We start from the raw sequence: 23,866 nt of genomic DNA, 5'->3' as shown, positions 1-23,866 counted from the left end.
GGTGGCGCTTCGCTTACCGGGCCTACAGGAGCACGAACGTTAACGCGACATCCCCTGCCCCATCTTTATCACCGCCGCAATATTCCTTGCGGCCATCTGTACATTCTGTTGCGCATTTTCCAGCGCATCCTCCAGCGAGCAGATGGTGTAGATCACGCTGAATACGGCATCCAGTCCATGCTCATGCACCACGCCAACATCCGCCGTCAGGCTGCCGGCAATGCCGATAACCGGCTTGTTATAGCGTTTCGCGACTCTCGCCACGCCAACGGGCACTTTGCCGTGGATCGTCTGGCTGTCGATACGCCCTTCACCCGTGATCACCAGATCGGCGTCCGCGACCTGTTCATCAAGATGCAGGGCATCGGTGACAATCTCAATCCCCTGACGGAGCTGTGCGCCGCAAAATGCATACAGCGCCGCCCCCATTCCGCCAGCCGCACCGCCGCCCGCCAGGTTTAAGACGTCAATATCCAGATCCCGGGCGATAATTTTTGCGTAATGCGCCAGCGCGTTGTCCAGCGTCCTGACCATCTCCGGCGTCGCCCCTTTCTGCGGACCAAATACCGCAGAAGCGCCAGCTTCGCCGATCAGGGGGTTGGTCACATCGCAGGCCACTTCAATTCGACAGTCTGCCAGCCGCTTATCCAGCCCGCTAAGATCGATATGTGCAAGGCTTGCCAGTTCGCCGCCGCCCGGCCCTACGGGCTGCGCTTTCGCATCCAGCAGTTTTACGCCCAGCGCCTGCACCATGCCTGCGCCACCGTCATTGGTCGCGCTGCCTCCAATGCCAATAATGATATGCTTAACGCCCGCATCCAGCGCATGACGGATCAGTTCCCCGGTTCCCCAGGAGGTGGTGATTAACGGGTTACGCTTTGCCGGAGCAACAAGCTCCAGACCGCTCGCTGCCGCCATCTCGATAAAGGCGCTTTTCCCGTCTCCGGATAACCCGAAAAACCCTTCCACGCGTTCACCCAAAGGCCCGGTAACGGGAACATGGACAAGACGCCCATGCGTGGCTGCCACCATCGCTTCCACCGTCCCTTCGCCACCATCGGCAACCGGTAATTTGACATAGTCCGCTGACGGGAAAATGTCGCGAAAACCGACCTCTATCGCTGTCGCCACCTCCAGCGCGCTCAAGCTTTCCTTATACGAGTCCGGAGCGATAACAATTTTCATAAGCCATCCTTACGCATGTTAGTTACGTTAAGCATACACCACGTAAGGGACCACTAATGGGAGCGGTCCCAATGTGCTTATCGTACCATGCACGGACGTTTATTGTCGAATGTCCACTCTGGGATCAGGTATTGCATCGCCAGCGCGTCATCACGCGCACCTAGGCCGTGTTTCTGGTACATCTCATGCGCTTTCATGACCTGGTCCATATCCAGTTCTACGCCCAGACCCGGCGTAGCAGGAACCTGTACCATACCGCCTTTGATTTCAAACGGCTGTTTGGTCAGGCGCTGGTTGCCCTCCTGCCAGATCCAGTGGGTGTCGATGGCGGTAATGTTGCCCGGCGCGGCAGCCGCCACGTGGGTGAACATCGCCAGCGAGATGTCGAAGTGGTTGTTGGAGTGCGAGCCCCAGGTCAGGCCGAACTCATGGCACATCTGCGCCACGCGAACCGAGCCCTGCATCGTCCAGAAGTGCGGGTCTGCCAGCGGAATGTCCACCGATTGCAGCGAGAGCGTGTGCCCCATCTGACGCCAGTCGGTCGCGATCATGTTGGTGGCGGTTGGCAGCCCGGTGGCGCGACGGAACTCCGCCATCACTTCACGTCCGGAGAACCCCTGCTCTGCACCGCACGGATCTTCCGCATAGGCCAGCACGCCTTTAAGCTGCTTACCGATTTTTATCGCCTCATCAAGCGACCAGGCACCGTTCGGATCCAGCGTGACGCGCGCCTGCGGGAAGCGCTTCGCCAGCGCGGCGATCGCCTCTGCTTCTTCTTCACCCGCCAGTACACCGCCTTTCAGCTTGAAGTCATTAAAGCCATATTTTTCATACGCGGCTTCCGCCAGGCGCACTACCGCGTCCGGGGTCATCGCTTCATCGTGACGCACACGATACCAGTCGCATTTTTCGTCCGGCTGGCTCTGGTACGGCAGCGGGGTGAGTTTGCGGTTGCCGATAAAGAACAGGTAGCCGAGCATTTCCACTTCGCTGCGCTGTTGGCCGTCGCCCAGCAGGGAGGCGACATTGACGCCAAGATGCTGGCCCAGCAGATCCAGCATCGCGGCTTCAATGCCCGTGACCACATGGATAGTGGTGCGCAGATCAAACGTTTGCAGACCACGGCCACCCGCATCACGATCGGCAAAGGTCGTACGCACGCGAGTCAGCACATTTTTGTACTCGCCCAGCGTTTTACCCACCACCAGCGGAATGGCGTCCTCCAGCGTTTTACGGATCTTCTCCCCGCCCGGGATTTCACCGACACCGGTATGCCCTGAGTTGTCCTTGATCACCACAATATTACGGGTGAAGAACGGCGCATGGGCGCCGCTCAGGTTCATCAGCATGCTGTCATGTCCCGCGACAGGAATGATCTGCATGGAGGTGACTACAGGGGTAGAAAATGTGCTCATCGTTCGATCCTTTTATCAGTGACGTCCAAATACAGGGCGCTTACGGTCAAATGTCCAGCCGGGGATAAGGTACTGCATCGGGCCTGCGTCGTTGCGCGCGCCGCCCGGCAGTTTTTTATACGCTTCATGCGCCTTGTGGATCTGATCCCAGTCAAGCTCCACGCCCAGCCCCGGCGCATCCGGTACGGCAATTGTGCCATTTTTGATTTCAAGTGGATTTTTGGTCAGGCGCGCTTCGCCTTCCTGCCAGATCCAGTGCGTATCGATGGCGGTCGGGTTGCCCGGCGCCGCCGCTCCAACGTGGGTAAACATCGCCAGCGAAATGTCGAAATGGTTATTGGAGTGGCAGCCCCAGGTGAGCCCCCAGTCATCGCACAGCTGCGCCACGCGCACCGCGCCGGAAAGGGTCCAGAAGTGCGGGTCCGCCAGCGGTATGTCCACCGCATTCAGCATCACCGCATGGCCCATTTCGCGCCAGTTGGTGGCGATCATGTTGGTCGCAACCGGCAGCCCGGTAGCGCGGCGGAATTCGGCCATCACCTCGCGGCCAGAAAATCCCTGCTCAGCGCCGCACGGATCTTCCGCGTAGGTCAGCACGTCGCCCAGCCCTTTGCACAGCGTGATAGCTTCATCCAGCAGCCAGGCGCCGTTCGGATCGACGGTGATGCGTGCCTCCGGGAAGCGTTTTTTCAACGCGCGCACGCTGTCAATCTCCTGCTCGCCGGGCAGAACGCCGCCTTTCAGCTTGAAGTCTTTGAAGCCGTAGCGATCCTGCGCCGCCTCTGCAAGGCGTACCACCGCTTCGCCAGAGAGCGCCTCCTGATGACGCAGGTGATACCACTCGTGGCTGCCCGGCGAGCGTTCCAGATACGGCAGATCGGTTTTCGTCCGGTCGCCAACGTAGAACAGATAGCCCAGCACCGTTACCGCATTACGCTGTTTGCCTGGCCCCAGCAGTTCGCAGACCGGCACGTTCAGCGCCTTGCCCAGTAAATCGAGGAGGGCCGCCTCCAGCGCCGCCACCGCGTTAACGCGCAGTTCAAACGTCCAGGCGCCTTTGCCGAAGGTATCAAAATCCGCCGACTGGTTACCCTTATGCACCCGCTGAACCACCTTGTTCAGGCGGGCGACCTCCTGCCCAACCACCTGCGGGATGGCGTCGACCAGCGTCTGGTAAATCACCTCTCCGCCAGGCGCTTCCCCGACGCCGGTATTCCCTGCGCTGTCGGTCAGCACCACAATGTTGCGGGTGAACCAGGCGTTATGCGCGCCACCAATGTTGAGCAGCATGCTGTCCTGCCCCGCCACCGGAATGACCTTCATCTCCGTCACGATCGGGCTTGATTGCATTGTCATCATCCGCGCTCCCCAACAGGTTTCAGTTCGATTCGTTTGATGTCACCCACCAGCACCAGATAACTGAGTACCGCCACCAGCGCATGGACGCCTACATAAATCAGCGCGCCGTTGAAGGAGCCAGTGGTGCCGACGATGTAACCGATAGCGATTGGGGTGACAATGCCGGAAATGTTGCCAAACATGTTGAACAGACCGCCGCTCAGGCCGCTGATCTCTTTCGGCGCGGTATCTGCCATCACCGCCCAGCCCAGTGCGCCAATGCCTTTACCGAAGAAGGCCATCGCCATAAAGCCGATAATCATCCACTCCGCGCTGACGTAGTTACAGAACACCATGGTCATGGAGAGCAGCATGCCGAGTACGATTGGCGTTTTACGCGCAATATTCAGCGAACCGGTACGACGCATCAGCCAGTCGGAGATGACCCCGCCAAGCACCCCACCCACGAAGCCGCAGATGGCCGGCACGGAGGCGACAAACCCCGCCTTCAGAATCGACATCCCGCGTGCCTGCACCAGGTAAACCGGGAACCAGGTGATAAAGAAGTAGGTTAAGGCGTTAATGCAGTACTGGCCGAGATAGATACCGATCATCATTCGTGAGCCGACGAGCTGTTTGATCTGCCCCCATTTCTGGCTGAACGGAACTTTAGCTTTCTGGGTTTTCTGATCCATGTTGATCAGCGCCCCACCTTCAGCAATGTAGTCCAGCTCTTTCTTGTTCACGCCCGGATGCTGGTTTGGTTCGTGGATCACTTTCAGCCAGATGAAGCTGATGACGATCCCCAGCCCGCCCATGAAGAAGAAGACGTGCGACCAGCCCACTTCGTGCGTCAGCCAGCCCATGATTGGCGCGAAAATAACCGTCGCAAAGTATTGCGCCGAGTTAAAGATGGCTACCGCCGTTCCCCTCTCCTGCGCCGGGAACCAGGCGGCCACAATACGGCTGTTGCCAGGGAATGATGGCGCTTCCGCTAAGCCCACCAGGAAGCGGAGGGTAAAGAGCGCAATGATAATGCCGAAGCCGCTGAAGATATCCACGAAGCCCTGTAACAGGGTAAACATCGACCAGATGAAAATGGACCAGAAATAGACCCGTTTTGAACCAAAGCGGTCCAGCAGCCAGCCGCCAGGGATTTGGCCGATTACGTAGGCCCATGAAAATGCGGAGAAAACATAACCCATACCTACCGGATCAAGTCCGATGTCCTTTGCCATCTCAGAGCCGGCAATGGATAACGTGGCACGGTCGCCGTAGTTGAAAGAGGTGACGATAAACAGCATCACCACTATCCAGTAGCGGGCGTTGGTGCGCTTCTCAGCGCTGCTCGCCGCGTGGCTTAATGTACTCATTGTTGCACTCCTGAAACATAGCTTTCGCCTGGTTCATTCTGTACAGCACCTGTAGGGTAATCAGAATGAGAGATTTGTGTTTGGTTTTGGTACGGCCAGAAGCCGTTTTATAGTGACGGGAAAAGTATATGAAGGAGTGCCTCTTCACCTCACCGTGCAAAAACACAGTATTGAAGGGCGTGAGGGAGGTTGTTTAGGGCATAAGCCCAGAGGAGTGGAAGGTGGTTCACGGAAATGGCGTTTGGGGCGGGGTGTAATGCCGGGTGGCGGCTACGCCTGACCCGGCCTGGCGTTTGTATAGTACAGGGTTAGTTCAGGAGCGTTGCCCAGTGTTCAACCCAGGGATTTGACTCGCTTTCTGGCTCAGGGTGTTCACCCGCATCAATCAGCAACATCTCTCCGACGCGCTGAGCGCTCTGTTCCTGCAACAGCGCGTCGAACTGTTTACCGCCGCCGCAGAAATTAGCGTAAGAGCTATCGCCGAGGGCGATGATGCCATAGTGAACATCTGGCTGATAGCCAAGCTGGTCTTTAATGCCCTGGAAAAGCGGGACGATGCTGTCCGGCAGATCGCCCTGCCCGGTGGTGGAGGTCACCACCAGAATGTATTTATCTTTATACTTTTCCCAGTCCGCCAGCTCCGGATCTTCATAGACCGTTGCTTTATGGCCCTGGTTTACAAGGATTGCTTCCGCTTCCTCCGCCACCAGCAGCGAGTTGCCGTACATCGTGCCGACAAAAATGCCTACTTCAGCCATGCTTTGCTCCCGTAATTATTGCGCTTGCTGTTCATCCTGAACGTTGCCTGCGGCAAACTCAACCCTTTCATTTTCGGGGAGTTGTCCCAGCCAGCCAAACTGTGACAGCGCCTGCATCCAGACCTCGTCCAGCCCCGCGCGAATAGTCAGCGGTTCGCCGGTAAACGGGTGCGTCAGGCGTAGCTCGCTGGCGTGCAGCATCAGCCGGTTACAGCCAAAGTGCTCGGCCGCGCTGCGGTTCTGGCGCAGATCGCCGTGCTTGCTGTCGCCGATAATTGGGTGGCGCAGATGTGCAAGATGGCGGCGAAGCTGGTGCTTGCGCCCGGTTTTGGGCAAAAGCTCAACCAGACTGTATCGCGTGGTCGGAAATTTGCTGGTCGCCACCGGCAGTTCTGTGGTCGCCATACCGCGATAGTCGGTCACCGCAGGCTGCGGGCCTTTATCTTCGCGGGCAAATTTATCGGCGATTTTATCCAGTTCCTCCACCAGCGGATAATCAAGCGTGGCGGAATCCGTCAGCCAGCCACGCACGATGGCGTGGTAGCGCTTTTGCATCTGGTGCTGCTCAAACTGCTGCGAAAGCAGTCGACCCGCCTCACTGGAAAGCCCCATCAGCAGAACGCCAGAGGTTGGCCGATCCAGACGATGAGCAGTAAAGACGTGCTGACCGATCTGATCGCGCACGGTTTGCATGACCACCACTTTCTCATCGCGATCGAGCCAGCTACGGTGCACCAGCCAGCCGGACGGTTTATTCACCGCCACTAACCACTCATCCTGATAAAGGATCTCAAGCGTCATGCATCGTCACCGGCGAAAAGCGCATCGAGCTTTTCCAGCTCCACCAGCATCATGGCACGCGCCGGGTGGGTCGCTTCCAGCGCCATTTCGTAATAGGGAGAGACGGCAAAAGACGCGGGCAACGCGTGACCACCTTCCAGCAGCGCGTGCATACGCGGAATTAAGACCCACTGGAGCCACTCGAACGGGGCCAGCGTATCCAGACAAAACGGTTGGGTGCTGGCGAACGCGTCTGGCTGCGGCGCGTTATCCTGCCACAGCTGATGCTGGCGCATAAGGGCTTCGATGGCGTGCAACTGCGCACGAACGTTGTCATGATGCGACATATATACCTCAACTGAAAATCGGAATGGCGCGAAGCATAGCATTGCGGACGACAGAAATAAAAAAAGGGAGCACTGTAAAAACAGTGCTCCCGGTTCGTTTCGCAGCATTCCAGCTACAATACGTGCTCCCTGCTCATCCGTGACAACTTTTCCTGATGCCCGAAGGCCTGGTCATCCCTTTACCTTTTGCTTCCTGCTCACATCGTCCTGATGTGTAGGTTTCATCCTGAAACGTCCTGGCCATCCTGACCCACCGACCATCCTGACCGGCTCTCGTTCTCCTTCCTGGAGGTGTCCCTTACGCATCCTGCGTGATCCACTTTGCTTCATCCTGAAGCCTTCCTGCGGCGTCATCCTGACGTGTCCCTGGTAAGAAACGCCATCATCCTGATGTTCGTTTCTCGTGTCAGCATCCTGTCGACACAGATAGAATCCGCTATTCTGCTTCGTCTTACAACCCACCTTGTAAGCAATGTAAGCCAGGCGAAACGGGGGATTCCCTTTCAGAAAACCACTAACCTGTTGAAAGAAAAGTTAATATTAATCTGAAATTCCTAAGGCAACGCTAACTGTTTCGGCGATGTCTCACAGAGCGTGTAAGAGATCTCTCACACGTCCAGTAGCATCATGGATTACAGAAGCGGCTCAATTTGAGTAAGAAAATCCGCAAGTGAAGGCGCGAGAACGTCGCGATTGCGGGTGCCGAGCGTCTCTTTGATGACCTCGCCAGACAGGTTGCAGACAGAAATGACGTCCAGTTCACTGTCGAGCGTCGCAATAAAAAGAGTCGGAGAGAGCTTAAGGCGTTTTTGCGTGACCAGGTGACCAATGAGGTTTTCCTGAACGCGTTGCAGATCGTCTTCGCTCCAGGTTTGCAGCAGCGTCAGCGGCTGTCCTGCAATACATGCAGTCATATCCCCGGCAAACTGCGTGGTATAAAATGCATGAAGCGCAGGTTGTATCACAAGGTCCATCGCGCGTTCAACCGCATTTACATTCTGCTCGCCCGTGAACGGTTTCGGTTGCCAGATAACGTAATCATCCTGCGAAGCGATAATGCACGGTGACGGCACGCCATATAAGTCAGTACTTTGCGGCCACGTCCCCCGCTTTTCATGCCAGGCATCGCAATAGCGGGTCGTGAAGGACGTCAGGGCATTTGCAGTTTCGATATCCACCGATTTCTCTCTTCTTGTAAGACAGGATAAACTCAGCCCATAAGTGTACCTGTAAAGTGGCTATGAAACATGTCTTACGAAAATCATCAGGCGTTAACGGGCTTAACGCTGGGTAAATCGACCGATTACCGCGACACCTACGATGCAAGCCTGTTGCAGGGCGTGCCGCGCAGTCTGAACCGCGATCCGCTCGGGCTGCACGCTGACGCGCTGCCGTTTGTCGGCGGCGACATCTGGACGCTGTACGAACTCTCCTGGCTGAATGCGCGCGGTCTGCCGCAGGTGGCCGTGGGCCACGTCGAGCTGGATTACGCCAGCGTAAACCTGGTCGAATCCAAGAGCTTTAAGCTCTATCTCAACAGCTTTAACCAGACCAAATTCAACAGCTGGGACGAGGTGCAACAGACGCTTGAACGTGATTTAAGCGCGTGCGCGCAGGGGAACGTAACCGTCTCGTTATACCGTCTGCATGAGCTGGAAGGACAGCCTGTCGCCCATTTCCACGGCACCTGCATCGACGATCAGGACATTGAGGTGGAAAGCTATGAATTTAGCACCGACTACCTGGAAAACGCGGCGGGCGGAAAAGTGGTCAACGAGACGCTGGTCAGCCATCTGCTGAAATCCAACTGCCTTATCACCCATCAGCCTGACTGGGGCTCGGTACAGATCCAGTACCGCGGCCCGCAGATTGACCGTGAAAAGCTGCTGCGTTACCTGGTGTCATTCCGTCATCACAACGAATTTCACGAGCAGTGCGTGGAGCGCATCTTCAACGACATCCAGCGTTTCTGCCAGCCCGAAAAGCTGAGCGTTTACGCCCGCTACACCCGTCGCGGCGGTCTGGATATCAATCCGTGGCGCACCAATACCGATTTTGTGCCTGCCACCGGACGGCTGGTGCGCCAGTAAGATAAATATTTTCACAATATGCGGGCGGTATTCCGCCCGAAGTGTTGTGAAACGTCATAAGCCAGGGCTATTGTAATCAACAGGGAAAGACGATAATCGTCCCATAAGGAGCTCACTTGATTACACATATTAGCCCGCTTGGCTCTATGGATATGTTGTCGCAGCTGGAAGTGGACATGCTTAAACGCACCGCCAGTAGCGACCTTTATCAACTGTTTCGTAACTGTTCACTTGCCGTACTGAACTCCGGAAGCCTGACCGACAACAGTAAAGAGCTGCTGTCCCGCTTCGAAAGTTTTGATATCAACGTGCTGCGCCGCGAGCGCGGGGTGAAGCTGGAAGTGATCAACCCGCCGGAAGACGCTTTTGTCGACGGGCGTATTATTCGCTCACTTCAGGCCAACCTGTTTGCCGTGCTGCGCGACATTCTGTTTGTTAACGGACAGATCAGCAACGCCGGACGATTCCAGCATCTTGACCTGGAAAGTTCCGTTCATATCACCAACCTGGTCTTCTCCATTCTGCGTAACGCCCGCGCCCTGCACGTGGGCGAAGCGCCGAACATGGTCGTCTGCTGGGGTGGTCACTCCATTAACGAAACCGAATACCTGTATGCCCGCCGCGTGGGGACGCAGCTCGGCCTGCGCGAACTGAATATCTGTACCGGTTGCGGTCCTGGCGCGATGGAAGCGCCAATGAAAGGCGCGGCAGTAGGTCACGCGCAGCAACGCTATAAAGAAGGCCGTTTTATCGGCATGACCGAGCCGTCGATCATCGCCGCTGAGCCGCCTAACCCGCTGGTTAACGAACTGATTATTATGCCGGATATCGAAAAGCGTCTTGAGGCGTTTGTCCGTATCGCGCACGGCATCATCATCTTCCCGGGCGGCGTAGGTACGGCGGAAGAGCTGCTTTATCTGCTCGGGATCCTGATGAATCCGGCCAACAAAGATCAGGTTCTGCCGCTGATCCTGACCGGCCCGAAAGAGAGCGCCGACTACTTCCGCGTGCTGGACGAGTTTATCGTGCATACGCTGGGCGAAGACGCGCGCCGTCACTACCGCATTATTATTGACGATGCCGCAGAAGTGGCCCGTCAGATGAAAAAAGCAATGCCGCTGGTGAAAGAGAATCGTCGTGATACCGGGGATGCCTACAGCTTTAACTGGTCCATCCGTATCGCACCGGATCTTCAGATCCCCTTCGAGCCGTCGCATGAGAACATGGCGAACCTCAAACTCTATCCGGATCAGCCGGTGGAAGTGCTGGCTGCCGACCTGCGTCGCGCCTTCTCTGGCATCGTGGCGGGGAACGTGAAAGAGGTGGGGATACGCGCAATTGAAGAGTTTGGCCCGTATAAGATCCACGGTGATCCGGAGATGATGCGCCGCATGGATGATATGTTGCAGGGCTTTGTCGCTCAGCACCGCATGAAGCTTCCAGGCTCTGCCTATATTCCGTGTTACGAAATCATCAAGTAAAGCGACATTTCTCTCCTCTCAAGCCGGATCGTCATCCGGCTTTTTTATTAGTGTTGCAATTCATAGCGATCTTCAATGTTATTAACAAATCTGACGCCAGCGCAAACGATTACCTCGTTTTTGAAACCGTAAATAATCAGCCTTAATCGAAATTACCCGCCAGAAAATCCTAAAATCCCATTTCTTTACAGCGAAAGACACCTATATCGCGGGTCGACCTTTTCGAAAACATGTCGTTAATGGTAGCCTTCGCGCCCGTAAATTCTCTTTGATGTTTTTTTAACAGATAAATGGTCTAAAGATACCCACATCACAAGTGGATTATTGCATTTGGGATCGCGATCACTGATAGATTCATAACTAGAATGTATCTTTCCGCCCGCCAATAGTTACGGGCAAAAATTATTAAAAAACCGTCACTGAACGAATTTCATATTACCGTCAGGCGCTTTTTCATCGGATTTGACTAAAACCCTGACAATTTGCTTCCTCCAGGAGATACAGATGGAAACCACTCAAACCAGCACCGTTGCTTCGATTGAATCCCGAAGCGGTTGGCGCAAAACGGATACCATGTGGATGCTTGGCCTGTACGGCACAGCAATCGGCGCTGGTGTACTGTTCCTTCCTATCAACGCAGGTGTCGGCGGTATGATCCCGCTGATCATCATGGCCCTCATCGCCTTCCCGATGACCTTCTTTGCGCACCGAGGCCTGACCCGCTTCGTGCTGTCCGGTAAAAACCCGGGCGAAGACATCACTGAAGTCGTTGAAGAACACTTCGGCGTCGGCGCAGGTAAGCTGATTACCCTGCTCTACTTCTTCGCGATTTACCCGATTCTGCTGGTGTACAGCGTTGCTATCACCAACACCGTAGAAAGCTTTATGATGCACCAGCTTCAGATGACCCCGCCGCCGCGTGCGATTCTGTCCCTGATCCTGATCGTCGGTATGATGACCATCGTGCGCTTCGGCGAGCAGATGATTGTGAAAGCGATGAGCGTGCTGGTGTTCCCGTTTGTTGCGGCTCTGATGGTGCTGGCTCTGTACCTGATCCCACAGTGGAACGGCGCTGCGCTGGAAACCCTGTCTCTGAGCAGCGCATCCACGACCGGCAACGGTCTGCTGCTGACCCTGTGGCTGGCGATCCCGGTGATGGTGTTCTCCTTCAACCACTCGCCAATCATCTCTTCCTTCGCAGTAGCGAAGCGTGAAGAGTACGGCAATGGCGCAGAGAAGAAGTGCTCCAGCATCCTGGCTCGCGCGCACATCATGATGGTACTGACCGTCATGTTCTTCGTGTTCAGCTGCGTGCTGAGCCTCTCCCCGGCGGATCTGGCGGCGGCGAAAGAGCAGAACATCTCTATTCTGTCTTACCTGGCAAACCACTTTAACGCACCGCTGATTGCGTGGATGGCGCCGATCATCGCAATTATCGCCATCACCAAATCCTTCCTGGGCCACTACCTGGGCGCACGTGAAGGCTTCAACGGCATGGTGATTAAATCTCTGCGTGGTAAAGGCAAGACCATTGAAATCAACCGTCTGAACAAAATCACTGCGCTGTTCATGCTGGTGACCACCTGGGCAGTAGCCACCCTGAACCCAAGCATTCTGGGCATGATTGAAACCCTGGGCGGCCCGATTATCGCGATGATCCTGTTCCTGATGCCGATGTACGCGATTCAGAAAGTGCCTGCGATGCGTAAATACAGCGGCCATATCAGCAACGTGTTCGTTGTTGTGATGGGCCTGATTGCCATCTCCGCTATTTTCTACTCGCTGTTCAGCTAATACCTCCTGCGCCGTCTGCGGACGGCGCACTTCTCCCCTCTGACTGAAGCAATGGACGCATCATGATTAGCGTATTCGATATCTTCAAAATCGGTATTGGTCCTTCCAGCTCTCACACCGTCGGACCAATGAAAGCCGGTAAACAATTCACGGATGACTTGATTGCACGCGGCATTTTGCACGACATCACCCGCGTGGTTGTCGATGTATATGGTTCCCTTTCCCTGACCGGTAAAGGCCACCATACCGATATTGCCATTATCATGGGGCTGGCGGGTAATCTGCCGGATACCGTTGATATTGATGCAATACCTGGCTTTATCCAGGACGTGAACACCCACGGTCGTTTGCTGCTGGCGAACGGCGAGCATGAGGTTGAATTCCCGGTTGATCACTGCATGAATTTCCATGCGGATAACCTGTCGCTGCACGAGAATGGCATGCGCATTACCGCGCTGGCCGGCGACAAAGCGGTTTACAGCCAGACGTATTACTCCATCGGCGGCGGGTTTATCGTCGACGAGGAGCATTTTGGTCAAAGCACCAATTCTGCCGTTGATGTGCCGTACCCTTACAAAAACGCGGCCGACTTACAGCGTCACTGCCAGGAGACAGGGCTTTCTCTCTCCGGCCTGATGATGAAAAACGAGCTGGCCCTGCACAGCAAAGAGGAGCTGGAACAGCACTTCGCTAACGTCTGGGAAGTGATGCGCAGCGGCATTGAGCGCGGGATCACTACCGAAGGCGTGCTGCCGGGTAAACTGCGTGTTCCGCGTCGTGCGGCTGCGCTGCGCCGCATGCTGGTCAGCACCGACAAAACCACCACCGACCCGATGGCCGTCGTCGACTGGATCAACATGTTCGCGCTAGCGGTGAACGAAGAGAACGCCGCGGGTGGCCGCGTCGTCACCGCGCCAACCAACGGGGCGTGCGGAATTGTTCCGGCGGTTCTGGCGTATTACGACAAGTTTATCCGTGAAGTGAATGCAAACTCACTCGCGCGGTATATGCTGGTCGCCAGTGCGATTGGCTCACTGTACAAGATGAACGCCTCGATTTCCGGCGCGGAAGTGGGCTGTCAGGGTGAAGTGGGCGTCGCCTGCTCTATGGCGGCGGCGGGTCTGGCCGAATTACTGGGCGCAAGTCCTGCGCAGGTTTGTATTGCGGCGGAAATCGGCATGGAACATAACCTGGGGCTGACCTGCGATCCGGTCGGCGGACAGGTCCAGGTGCCATGCATCGAGCGTAACGCCATCGCCTCTGTGAAAGCGGTGAACGCGGCCCGTATGGCGCTGCGTCGTACCAGCGAACCGCGCGTCTGCCTCGACAAGGTTATCGAAACCATGTACGAAACCGGTAAAGATATGAACGCCAAATACCGCGAAACCTCCCGCGGTGGCCTGGCGATGAAGATCGTCACCTGCGATTAAGCCTCTCAGGAAGCCTCGTTTTGCGAGGCTTCTTCCTGTTTTCCCCACCATTCATAGTTTCATGCTGCGCTCAGTGTTACCCTTCACCCATTAGACAGAAGGGAGATTATCTGTGGCCGTTCATTTGCTTATCGTCGATGCACTTAACCTGATTCGCCGTATTCATGCGGTACAGGGCACCCCCTGCAAGGACACCTGTTTACACGCGCTGGAGCAGCTCATTCGCCATAGCGAACCCACCCACGCTGTTGCCGTATTCGACGATGAAGCACGCAATACCGGCTGGCGGCACCAGCGCCTGCCGGACTACAAAGCCGGACGTGCGCCAATGCCGGACGATCTGCACGCAGAAATGCCCGCTATCCGCGCGGCCTTTGAGCAGCGCGGCGTTCCGTGCTGGGGCGCCCACGGTAATGAGGCTGACGATTTAGCCGCAACGCTGGCGGTTAAAGTCGCGAGCGCCGGGCATCAGGCAACTATCGTTTCAACCGACAAAGGCTACTGCCAGCTGCTCTCACCAACGATCCGCATCCGGGACTACTTTCAAAAACGCTGGCTGGACGCGCCATTCATTGCCAGCGAGTTTGGGGTATCGCCTGAGCAACTGCCGGATTACTGGGGGCTGGCGGGGATCAGCAGCTCTAAAGTGCCGGGTGTCGCCGGTATTGGACCCAAAAGCGCCGCACAGCTGCTGACGGAGTTTCAGAGTCTGGAAGGAATTTACGCCAGGCTTGATGAAGTGCCGGAAAAATGGCGCAAAAAGCTTGAGGCGCATAAAGAGATGGCGTTTATCTGCCGGGAGGTGGCGACGCTACAGACGGATTTACAGCTGGACGGGAATTTACAGCAGTTAAGGTTAGAACGTTAAAACAACTACACGATTTTGTAGGCCCGGTAAGCGCAGCGCCACCGGGCGTTACAAACGTTATCGCTCGTCGCGACGCCCACCCACTGCCGCCCACCAGCGACGGATATGGACCGTCACTTCTTCGCGGTCGTGATAAAGCTGACGCGCCTGGATTTCCGCGTTAATCCCGTGTTCGTCCAGCTGCTGCTGAATATAGGCCAGGTTCTGCGACACCTCTTCGTAGCGCTTTTTCATCGGCAGCTTGAGGTTGAAAATCGTCTCACGACACCAGCCGTTCACCAGCCAGGAGGCCATCAGCGCCGCGACTTTCGCCGGTTTTTCTACCATGTCGCACACCATCCAGGAGATGTTGTTGCGGTTCGGGCGATAGCGGAAGCCGTCCTCTCGCAGCCAGGTGACCTGCCCGGTATCCATCAGGCTTTGCGCCATCGGACCGTTATCCACAGACGAAACCCACATGTTGCGTTTCACCAGCTGATAGGTCCAGCCGCCCGGGCACGCGCCAAGGTCGACGGCATACATGCCGTTTGCCAGCCGTTCGTCCCACTCGTCCGCCGGGATAAAGACGTGAAACGCCTCTTCCAGCTTGAGGGTTGAACGGCTCGGCGCGTCTGCCGGGAAGCGCAGACGCGGGATCCCCATAAAGAACGGCGAGTTATTGGTGGTATACGAGTAGCCAGCGTAGCAACATCCTGGCGCAATAAAGAAGATATGCACGACCGGGCGCTTTGGCGTTTCGTAGTTTGTCAGCACACCCGCATCACGCAGCGCCGCGCGCAGCGGCACGGTGAACTTACGGCAGAACTTCATCAGCTCTTTGCTTTCGTTGGTGTCGGCCACTTCCACGCGCAAATCGCCGCCCTTCTCCACCACGCCCTGCAACAGGCCAACAATCGGCGTGATGCGATCTTCCGGCGGAAGATCTTTCAGCAGTTCGCCCGCTACAAACATCTGACGGGCGAAAATCAATGAGCTGAACGGCAGTTCGCGCGCCAGCTTGTCGGCATCATCAGGCTGATAGCATTCAAATACCACATAGCCCGCGTTCTCTTTGACGCGAGCGAATCCGAAGACTTCACGCTTCGCCGCTTTATCGGTGATTTCCGCGGCGCACTCTTTCTCAAACCCCGGGCGACAATATAAAACAACCTTATTCATGAACAACGCCCTTGCGTTTCAGACGGATAGCTCCGATAAACATTAACACCCAACCCGCCAGGAAGCTGACGCCGCCGACAGGTGTAACAAACGCCCACAGGCGTAAATGCGACAGCGCCAGACAGTAAAGACTGCCGCTGAACAGTACGGTACCCAGCGCCAGAAAGACGCTGCTCCAGTAAAACCAGATGCTGATGCGGCGCTGCATCGCCACCGCCAGCCCAAAAATTGCCAGCGTGTGGAACGCCTGATATTCAAGGCCGGTCTGGATCCAACCCATCTCCACAACGCCCAGAGATTTGCTTAAGACATGCGCGCCAAACGCGCCCAGAGCTACAAAAATAAAGCCACTCACCGCGGCGAAAATCAGCATGAATCGGCTGGTCATGTTTAAGTCCTGAATTGATGCGTGCCCGGCACACAAACGTTATTGTTCATACCTGAAGCGGAATTTTTCTTGCTCGCTTGCCGCTTTCGCCAGTATCCACTGCCGGAAAGCGGCTATTTTACCCAGTTCTGCCTGACTGTCATGACAAACCAGATAAAATGCATTCTTGCTGACCAGTACATCGTTAAATGGGCAAACCAGACGGCCTGCCTCAATTTCGGACTGCGCCATAACGTTGTTTGCCAACGCCACGCCCTGCCCGTGAATGGCAGCCTGTAGCACCATCGCGCTGTGGCTAAAAATGGGCCCCTGCTGCACGTTTATATGATTAAGACCTAACTGGCGGGTATAAGTTTGCCAGTCGCGACGCGAAGCATCGTGCAAAAGCGTATGTTGCGCCAGATCGGCGGGCGTTTTGAGCGCTTTATCCCCCGTCAGCAGCAGCGGTGAACAGACCGGCAACAGATATTCTGCGTATAATTTTTCCACACGCAAGCCCGGCCAGTTACCTCGACCGTAAAAAATCGCCACGTCCACATCATCTGCCAGCTTGTCTTCCTGACGGTCCACCGCCTGGATTCGGACATCGATTCCCGGATAAGTTGAGTTAAAGCTTGAGAGTCGCGGCACCAGCCACTGAATGGCAAAACTGGGCAATAAACTCACAGTCAGAGCGCCTTTTGCGCTCCGGGCCTGAAGCTTGCGAGTGGCTTCCGTCAGCTGGGAAAAAATCTCTTTAATATCCTGAAAATAGCTCTGCCCCTCTTCGGTCAACAGCAACGAACGGTTGCGTCGACGGAACAGCTTAAGCCCCAGAAAATCCTCCAGAGACTTGATTTGATGACTTACTGCGGCCTGTGTCACAAAAAGCTCATCGGCTGCGCGGGTGAAGCTGAGGTGGCGTGCTGCTGCATCAAAAACACGTAATGCATTTAGGGGTGGCAATCGCTTGGACATGGTTATCTGGCTTAGATGTTAACGAAATTTAACATATAGGAAACAACGTTTAACCTATTAGTTTTTTTTATCTGAGCCATTATAATTTGTCCGTTGAGGAACTACCAGCAAATACCTATAGTGGCGGCACTTCCTGAGCCGGAACGAAAAGCTTTTTTTGGAATGCGTGTTCTGAAGGGCTTTTGGCTTACGGTTGTGATGTTGTGTTGTTGTGTTTGCAATTGGTCTGCGATTCAGACCACGGTAGCAACGCTACCAATTTTTCACTTCCTGTACATTTACCCTGTCTGTCCATAGTGATTAATGTAGCACCGCCAACTTGCGGTGCTTTTTTTTCGCTTATCTAACTGTTAATGCTCGATTTCTTTCATCTCTTTCACATCACTGCGGTTGATCTGCTGTTTGTTCCCGTTAGCATCTTTGTATGAAATCATCCCGGTATCATTATCGGTTGTCGGTTTCCCTTCAGAGACGATAGATCGACCATCGTTGGTATGCATTACGTAGTTATTACCAGAACAGGCGCTCAGGGCAAAGGTCAACGCACAGGCAGAAATGATTGCAGCTGTCTTTTTCATGATTATCTCCTTTAGCAATTAATGCTATTCAAACCTCGATTTATAACAGGCTAAAACATCCGCCTAACACTATTTAGCATAACCTGCTTTTTCAGACTCGCCAGGATAAGCAGACAAATCTGATAGATATCAACTTCCTTGCCCTGCCGATGAATTTGCGCGACGATCGTAGAATCGATATGAGGAATTCCATGAACGCTTTCAGTCCTGCGCAGTTTCGCGCACAGTTTCCTGCGCTGGCCGATGCCGGCATTTATCTTGATAGCGCCGCCACGGCCCTTAAACCGCAGGCGGTGATTGAGGCAACCCGCCAGTTTTACAGCCTGAGCGCCGGGAACGTGCACCGCAGCCAGTATGCCGACGCGCAGCGCTTAACGGCGCAATACGAAGCCGCACGGGATCAGGTCGCGCGCCTGATCAATGCTGACAGCGGTAAGAACATCGTCTGGACGCGGGGCACCACAGAGGCCATTAACATGGTGGCGCAATGTTACGCGCGTCCGCTATTGCAGCCCGGGGATGAGATCATCGTCAGCGAGGCGGAACACCACGCCAACCTGGTACCCTGGCTGATGGTGGCCGAACAAACCGGGGCACAGGTTGTAAAGCTCCCGTTGGGTGCGGACTTCCTGCCTGACGTGGCGCGTCTGCCTGAGCTGATTACGCCGCGCAGCCGTATTCTGGCGCTGGGGCAGATGTCCAACGTCACCGGCGGCTGCCCGGATCTGGCGCGTGCCATTGAGATTGCCCATGCCAGCGGCGTGGTGGTGATGGTCGACGGTGCGCAGGGTGTGGTGCATTTTCCGGCTGACGTTCAGGCGCTGGATATCGACTTCTATGCCTTCTCAGGACACAAATTGTACGGGCCAACCGGTATCGGCGCGCTGTACGGCAAAGCTGAACTGCTGGCCCGGATGACGCCGTGGCTCGGCGGCGGCAAGATGATTACCGAAGTCACCTTCGACGGTTTTAAAACGCAGGATGTACCCTACCGCCTGGAAGCCGGTACCCCAAACGTGGCCGGGGTTATCGGTCTGAGCGCAGCGCTCGAATGGTTGGCAGAAACGGACGTGGTTCAGGCTGAAAGCTGGAGCCGGGGTCTGGCGACGCTGGCGGAAGAAGAACTGAAAAAACGTCCGGGTTTTCGCTCGTTCCGCGTCCAGGACTCCAGCCTGCTCGCCTTTGATTTCGCGGGCGTGCACCATAGCGACATGGTGACGTTGCTTGCCGGATATGGCATTGCCCTGCGTGCCGGACAGCACTGCGCCCAGCCGCTGCTGGCGGCCATTGGCGTAAGCGGTACCCTGCGCGCCTCGTTTGCACCGTATAATACAAAAAGCGACGTCGAGGCGCTGGTTTCCGCCGTCGACCGCGCCCTGGAATTACTGGTGGATTAATGACAAGTTCAGCTTTAGCCGGGCACCCGTTCGGCACCGTTATTACTGAAGAGACGTTAAAACAGACCTTCGTCCCGCTCACGCAGTGGGAAGATAAATATCGTCAGCTGATTCTGCTGGGTAAACAGTTGCCCACGCTGTCAGACGAGCTGAAATCACAGGCGAAGGAGATCGCAGGCTGCGAGAACCGCGTCTGGCTTGGGTTTAGCGTATCCGGAGAGAAACTGCATTTCTTCGGCGACAGCGAGGGACGCATTGTTCGCGGTCTGCTGGCGGTGCTGTTGACCGCAATCGAAGGGAAAACAGCCGCAGAGCTGCTGGCGCATTCTCCGCTGGCGCTGTTTGATGAGCTGGGACTTCGCGCGCAGCTTAGCGCCTCGCGCGGTCAGGGACTGATTGCGCTAAACGACGCGGTACTGGATGCCGCCCGTCAGGCTCAGGCCTGACGTTCCGCCTTCGCCATCATCTTCTTCAGGGCGTGAGAGACCGCCACAAAGCCGAAGGAGGCGGTCACCATGGTGGCCGCTCCAAACCCTGAGGCACAATCCATCCGCTTTGGCCCTTCCGCCGTGCTTTTCATTGCACAGACCGAACCATCCGCCTGCGGATAAACCAGCGCTTCTGTCGAGAACACACAGTCCACGCCCAGCTTGCCTTTGCTGTTTTTCACCACGTTGAAGTCGCTTTTTAAGCGCTCGCGCAGCTTAGCGGCCAGCGGATCCTGAATGGTTTTCGCCAGATCCGCCACCTGGATCTGCGTCGGATCAATTTGTCCACCCGCACCGCCCGTTGTCACCAGCGGCACCTTGTAACGACGACAGTAAGCGATCAGCGCCGCTTTTGGCCGCACGCTGTCGATGGCGTCAATCACATAGCTGTAGCCTTTGCTCATGTACTCCGCGACGTTATCTGCCATCACAAAGTCGTCGATCACCGTCACCCTACACTCCGGGTTGATGAGACGAATACGCTCCGCCATCACCTCGGACTTCGCCAGACCGACGTTATCACGCAGGGCGTGGATCTGACGGTTAGTGTTAGTGACGCAGACGTCATCCATATCAATCAACGTAATTGCGCCAATGCCGGTTCTCGCCAGCGCTTCTGCCGCCCACGACCCCACGCCACCAATGCCCACCACGCAGACATGCGCATCCGCGAACAGTTGCAGGGCTTTTTCACCATATAACCGTGCCGTGCCGCCGAAACGCTGGCGCCAGGCATCGCTGATTACCACAGACATAAAACCTCAGATGTAAAAAGGGTGAGGTATTCCTCACCCTGAACCGTAATCCGTCTTGCCCTCAGAATAACACAATCAGCCGCTGAATACGTTTCCGGTACCCGGCGCTGCCTTCAGCACCCACACGCGTCCGTAGTGGTTATACCAGCCTGCACGATGGCCGGCATCCGGGCCGATGCCCTGATAAATGTCGAAGTGCTGGCCTTTGATCGCCCCACCCACGTCCAGCGCCACCATCAGGCGTAATTCATACTTGCCGTTGAATTTGCCGTTGTTGTCGAGGAGTGGAACTTCCGCCAGCAGCGTAGTACCTGCCGGGATAATCGAACGATCCGATGCCACAGAAGCGCGGCCAATCAGCGGGACGGCGCTCGCCCCTTTCACCGGCGCAAAGTTCTGCGGTTTGAAGAATACAAACGATGGGTTCTGCTCAAGCAGCTCACGCACTTCCGCTTCGCTGTGTTTTTCGCCCCACTCGCGGATCGCCTGCATCGACATATCTTCTCGTTTCACTTCGCCACGGTCGATGAGCACCTTACCGATGCTGCGATAGGCATGGCCATTTTTCCCGGCGTAGCTAAAGAAGTTCAGCGGCGAGCCGTCGCCAAAATCAATATAGCCGCTGCCCTGCACGTCCATAATGAAGTTGTCCATCAGGGAGTTGCTGTAGGCCAGCACGTAATTTTCGCTCAGCGCGCCAGCGTAGATCTCGGCGCGGGACGGCAGACGACCGCGTTTCGGCGGCATACGGTAAATGGGATACTGGAACTCGCCCTGGCGTGTGTGTCGCGCCTGGACAACCGGGGTGTAGTAACCGGTGAACTGGACGTTACCGTAGTTATCCGCCCCCTCCATCTGCCAGGCATCGATACCAAACTGGCGCATATTGCGGGTATCACCGCCTGCACGCAGCCAGTCCTGGACGGCGCTATAGACATTGTTCTGCGAACCGTATAAACGCGGAGAAGCAGTGCGGATCTGGTAGACCTGCTCGGAGAAGTCTCCGGCATTGATCGGAGCGCCCACGGCGTCTGGCTGGTTAACTAAAGAGAAAGGCTGGGATAACTTCCCGTCTTTATACTGTTGACCGCGATCGGTCGGTTTGGAAGAGCAGGCCGCAAGAATCGCCACCATTGCGCCTGTCATCAGATACTTCGCCCAACGTCCTTTCATTATATCTCGTCTTTTAGTTGCCCAATTCCGCGAGATGAAGATAACAAACCCACCGTGTTAATGAAATGCAATCACCTTCCCTTTGGCAAATTCTGCACAAAAAATAGTCCAAAGTGGCTTTTGCCGTTCATTTTGCATACAAAATAATGAATTATGTGAAAAAGGGGTTGCATCACAAACCTATCCGAGTATAGTGCGCTTCCACGGACGCGGGGTGGAGCAGCCTGGTAGCTCGTCGGGCTCATAACCCGAAGGTCGTCGGTTCAAATCCGGCCCCCGCAACCAATTAAAATTTGATGAAGTATCTTCTACGACAGTAGAAGTTTTTGCGAAGTAGTTCGAATCACAGCAAGGCGACGACGCAGTGAATCCTTAGGAACTTACTCCAGTAAGTGACTGAGGTGAACGAGGAAAGTCAACGCAGATGTGGTTTGAAATACGAAGCAAAAAGACGGACGCGGGGTGGAGCAGCCTGGTAGCTCGTCGGGCTCATAACCCGAAGGTCGTCGGTTCAAATCCGGCCCCCGCAACCAATCAAATTTGAAGAAGTAAGTTTCTACAAGTGTAGAAAGACGGACGCGGGGTGGAGCAGCCTGGTAGCTCGTCGGGCTCATAACCCGAAGGTCGTCGGTTCAAATCCGGCCCCCGCAACCAACACTTCTTAAAACAATAAACACCCTGAAGGGTGTTTTTTTGTATCTGGCGTTTGTGAAAATGCCGGGCATGATACCCGGCTTAATGCCCTACCCCCGCCGCGCCAGCGTTTCCCCGTCTGAGAAGTAGGCCCGGATCCCCGCCAGAATCGACTCCGCCACTTCCTGCTGGAATTTAGCCGTCTTGAGCTTACGTTCCTCTTCCACGTTACTGATAAACGCGGTTTCGACCAGAATGGATGGAATATCTGGCGCTTTCAGTACCGCAAATCCGGCCTGCTCGACGCTGTTTTTGTGCAGCTTGTTGACCCGGCCCAGCTTGCCCAGCACCGCTTTACCAAACTTCAGGCTGTCGGTAATGGTCAGCGACTGCACCATATCAAACATCGTATGGTCGACGTAACGGTCGCCACTTTTGCTCACGCCACCAATTAAATCCGAGGCGTTCTGCGTGTCCGCCAGGTATCTCGCGGCGGTACTGGTCGCCCCTTTCGTTGACAGGGCAAACACTGAAGATCCACTCGGCTGGCGGCTGGTGAAGGCATCCGCGTGAATAGAGACAAACAGATCCGCGCGCTGCTTTTGCGCTTTTGCCACGCGGACCTTCAGCGGGATAAAGACATCTTCGTTACGCGTCATGTAGGCGCGCATATTGCCCTCTTTGTCGATCAAGGCCTTCAGACGACGGGCAATTTGCAGCACCACATCTTTTTCGCGGGTGCGATATTTCCCGACGGCGCCGGAATCTTCTCCGCCGTGGCCAGGATCGAGCATGATCACAATCGGGCGATCGCGCCCCGCCTTGCCCGGCTGTGGGCCACTTTGCGCTGGCGGAACCTGGCTGTCGAGATCGCCTTTGTTGTAATCCTCAAGTAATGCCAGGAGCGGATCCTGAATATCCGTCGCATTCGCCGGATAGAGATCCATCACCAGACGCTCCTTAAAGGCGGCTACAGGCGCAAGGGCAAAGAGCTGAGGTTTCACGTTCTGCTTCAGCTCAAACACCATGCGCACGGTTTGCGGATCGAACTGCCCGACGCGCGCCGATTTGATAAACGGATCGTCGCCACGGATCTGAGCTGCCATGCCTTTAAGCACGGAGTTGAGGTTCACACCTTCGAGATCAACCACCACACGTTCAGGATTGCTGAGGGCAAATTGCTTGTATTTCAGCACGCGATTGGACTCGACCGTCACGCGCGTATAGGTCGACGACGGCCAGACGCGCACCGCGACTACCTGGCTTGTGGCGGCAAGACCCACCTGGCTGACGCTAAGCAACCACATCGCCCCGGCCCCTTTTAACAGGCGGCGGCGGCTTATTGCTGAATTGGATCCCGACATGCTTCTCCCGAGCAAGAAATCTGATTGATGAACAAAACGCCCAAATTGACCGAAAACTTTAACGAATGACGCATAAACTGTCATCTATAAAAGGGTAAACAATCATACGTTAACGC

At 55.7% G+C, this 23,866-nt stretch carries 22 protein-coding genes and 3 tRNA genes; 10 read left to right on the top strand and 15 right to left on the bottom strand.

Annotated features, from left to right (window positions below; genetic code table 11):
• Positions 1-39: 39 nt before the first annotated feature.
• The 8 genes from SK62_RS04050 to syd form a co-directional block, all read right to left on the bottom strand.
• Positions 40-1,185, bottom strand: a complete 1,146-nt coding sequence (locus SK62_RS04050) for a glycerate kinase (RefSeq protein ID WP_017382830.1) — start codon at positions 1,183-1,185, stop codon at positions 40-42.
• A gap of 77 nt (positions 1,186-1,262) precedes the next feature.
• Entirely contained in the window at positions 1,263-2,600 is a 1,338-nt protein-coding gene (gene gudD, locus SK62_RS04045; protein WP_047719242.1) for a glucarate dehydratase, read from the bottom strand.
• 15 nt (positions 2,601-2,615) lie between these two features.
• Positions 2,616-3,956 (bottom strand): enolase C-terminal domain-like protein, encoded by a 1,341-nt coding sequence (locus tag SK62_RS04040; RefSeq protein WP_045347792.1) that lies wholly within the window; start codon positions 3,954-3,956, stop codon positions 2,616-2,618.
• Positions 3,956-5,311, bottom strand: a complete 1,356-nt coding sequence (gudP, locus tag SK62_RS04035; protein WP_003862734.1) for a galactarate/glucarate/glycerate transporter GudP — start codon at positions 5,309-5,311, stop codon at positions 3,956-3,958. Before gudP ends, SK62_RS04040 begins: the two co-directional genes overlap by 1 nt.
• A 308-nt stretch (positions 5,312-5,619) precedes the next feature.
• The gene (locus SK62_RS04030; protein WP_023295346.1) at positions 5,620-6,069 is read right to left on the bottom strand and encodes a flavodoxin; all 450 of its coding nucleotides are present in this window, start codon (positions 6,067-6,069) and stop codon (positions 5,620-5,622) included.
• Between the two features lie 15 nt (positions 6,070-6,084).
• Positions 6,085-6,870: a tRNA pseudouridine(65) synthase TruC gene (gene truC / locus SK62_RS04025; protein ID WP_015571733.1), complete on the bottom strand. Its 786-nt coding sequence runs from the start codon at positions 6,868-6,870 to the stop codon at positions 6,085-6,087.
• Positions 6,867-7,196, bottom strand: a complete 330-nt coding sequence (locus SK62_RS04020) for a YqcC family protein (protein ID WP_017382834.1) — start codon at positions 7,194-7,196, stop codon at positions 6,867-6,869. The genes truC and SK62_RS04020 overlap by 4 nt, the downstream gene beginning before the upstream one ends.
• 632 nt (positions 7,197-7,828) lie before the next feature.
• Positions 7,829-8,374, bottom strand: coding sequence for a SecY-interacting protein (gene syd / locus SK62_RS04015; RefSeq protein WP_017382836.1), 546 nt, complete (start codon positions 8,372-8,374; stop codon positions 7,829-7,831).
• 69 nt (positions 8,375-8,443) lie between these two features.
• On the opposite strand from syd, the gene queF reads away from it, so the two are divergent.
• From queF to xni, 5 genes are all read left to right on the top strand, one after another.
• Positions 8,444-9,286, top strand: a complete 843-nt coding sequence (gene queF / locus SK62_RS04010) for an NADPH-dependent 7-cyano-7-deazaguanine reductase QueF (protein WP_015571734.1) — start codon at positions 8,444-8,446, stop codon at positions 9,284-9,286.
• Between the two features lie 116 nt (positions 9,287-9,402).
• Positions 9,403-10,767 carry a nucleotide 5'-monophosphate nucleosidase PpnN gene (gene ppnN / locus SK62_RS04005; protein WP_003862748.1) on the top strand — a complete coding sequence of 455 codons (1,365 nt, stop codon included), beginning with the start codon at positions 9,403-9,405 and terminating at the stop codon, positions 10,765-10,767.
• 504 nt (positions 10,768-11,271) lie between these two features.
• A complete protein-coding gene (locus SK62_RS04000) occupies positions 11,272-12,561 on the top strand; it encodes an HAAAP family serine/threonine permease (RefSeq protein ID WP_003862749.1) in 1,290 nt (429 codons plus the stop codon).
• Positions 12,562-12,623: 62 nt separating this feature from the next.
• Positions 12,624-13,991, top strand: a complete 1,368-nt coding sequence (locus SK62_RS03995; protein ID WP_045911285.1) for an L-serine ammonia-lyase — start codon at positions 12,624-12,626, stop codon at positions 13,989-13,991.
• 112 nt (positions 13,992-14,103) lie between these two features.
• Positions 14,104-14,859: a flap endonuclease Xni gene (gene xni, locus SK62_RS03990; protein WP_023295348.1), complete on the top strand. Its 756-nt coding sequence runs from the start codon at positions 14,104-14,106 to the stop codon at positions 14,857-14,859.
• 57 nt (positions 14,860-14,916) lie between these two features.
• Here the strand turns inward: xni and rlmM are convergent, their stop codons facing one another.
• The 4 genes from rlmM to SK62_RS03970 all read right to left on the bottom strand — a co-directional run bounded on the left by rlmM (position 14,917) and on the right by SK62_RS03970 (position 17,940).
• Positions 14,917-16,017 carry a 23S rRNA (cytidine(2498)-2'-O)-methyltransferase RlmM gene (gene rlmM, locus SK62_RS03985; RefSeq protein ID WP_003862754.1) on the bottom strand — a complete coding sequence of 367 codons (1,101 nt, stop codon included), beginning with the start codon at positions 16,015-16,017 and terminating at the stop codon, positions 14,917-14,919.
• Complete coding sequence (locus tag SK62_RS03980; RefSeq protein ID WP_003862756.1) at positions 16,010-16,405, bottom strand: DUF423 domain-containing protein; 396 nt, start codon at positions 16,403-16,405, stop codon at positions 16,010-16,012. The genes rlmM and SK62_RS03980 overlap by 8 nt, the downstream gene beginning before the upstream one ends.
• Before the next feature lie 39 nt (positions 16,406-16,444).
• Positions 16,445-17,362: a glycine cleavage system transcriptional regulator GcvA gene (gcvA, locus tag SK62_RS03975; protein WP_003862758.1), complete on the bottom strand. Its 918-nt coding sequence runs from the start codon at positions 17,360-17,362 to the stop codon at positions 16,445-16,447.
• Between the two features lie 350 nt (positions 17,363-17,712).
• Positions 17,713-17,940, bottom strand: a complete 228-nt coding sequence (locus SK62_RS03970; protein WP_015571738.1) for a YgdI/YgdR family lipoprotein — start codon at positions 17,938-17,940, stop codon at positions 17,713-17,715.
• 191 nt (positions 17,941-18,131) lie between these two features.
• On the opposite strand from SK62_RS03970, the gene csdA reads away from it, so the two are divergent.
• Both csdA and csdE read left to right on the top strand, forming a co-directional pair.
• A complete protein-coding gene (gene csdA / locus SK62_RS03965) occupies positions 18,132-19,337 on the top strand; it encodes a cysteine desulfurase CsdA (protein ID WP_032619123.1) in 1,206 nt (401 codons plus the stop codon).
• Positions 19,337-19,783 (top strand): cysteine desulfurase sulfur acceptor subunit CsdE, encoded by a 447-nt coding sequence (gene csdE, locus SK62_RS03960; protein WP_047636585.1) that lies wholly within the window; start codon positions 19,337-19,339, stop codon positions 19,781-19,783. The genes csdA and csdE overlap by 1 nt, the downstream gene beginning before the upstream one ends.
• On the opposite strand, the gene tcdA is transcribed toward csdE, so the two are convergent.
• Together tcdA and mltA are read right to left on the bottom strand one after the other, a co-directional pair.
• Positions 19,774-20,580 (bottom strand): tRNA cyclic N6-threonylcarbamoyladenosine(37) synthase TcdA, encoded by an 807-nt coding sequence (gene tcdA / locus SK62_RS03955; RefSeq protein WP_047719241.1) that lies wholly within the window; start codon positions 20,578-20,580, stop codon positions 19,774-19,776. The two genes, csdE and tcdA, sit on opposite strands and share 10 nt — an antisense overlap.
• Positions 20,581-20,655: 75 nt before the next feature.
• Positions 20,656-21,753, bottom strand: coding sequence for a murein transglycosylase A (gene mltA / locus SK62_RS03950; RefSeq protein ID WP_015571742.1), 1,098 nt, complete (start codon positions 21,751-21,753; stop codon positions 20,656-20,658).
• A gap of 208 nt (positions 21,754-21,961) precedes the next feature.
• Between mltA and SK62_RS03945 the strand changes: the two genes are divergently transcribed.
• The 3 genes from SK62_RS03945 to SK62_RS03935 all read left to right on the top strand — a co-directional run bounded on the left by SK62_RS03945 (position 21,962) and on the right by SK62_RS03935 (position 22,407).
• Positions 21,962-22,038 (top strand) — tRNA-Met (locus SK62_RS03945).
• 171 nt (positions 22,039-22,209) lie between these two features.
• Positions 22,210-22,286: transfer RNA gene (locus SK62_RS03940), tRNA-Met, on the top strand.
• Between the two features lie 44 nt (positions 22,287-22,330).
• Positions 22,331-22,407 (top strand) — tRNA-Met (locus SK62_RS03935).
• An 89-nt stretch (positions 22,408-22,496) separates the two neighbouring features.
• Here SK62_RS03935 and amiC read toward each other — a convergent pair.
• Positions 22,497-23,750: an N-acetylmuramoyl-L-alanine amidase AmiC gene (amiC, locus tag SK62_RS03930; RefSeq protein WP_017382840.1), complete on the bottom strand. Its 1,254-nt coding sequence runs from the start codon at positions 23,748-23,750 to the stop codon at positions 22,497-22,499.
• Positions 23,751-23,866: the final 116 nt, after the last annotated feature.

Origin of the sequence: Enterobacter sp. BIDMC109 (assembly GCF_001037885.1) — a bacterium.
Taxonomy (GTDB): Bacteria; Pseudomonadota; Gammaproteobacteria; order Enterobacterales; family Enterobacteriaceae; genus Enterobacter; species Enterobacter hormaechei_C.
The sequence above is the reverse complement of the archived record's forward strand: the minus strand, read 5'-3'. Positions and strand labels throughout refer to the sequence as shown.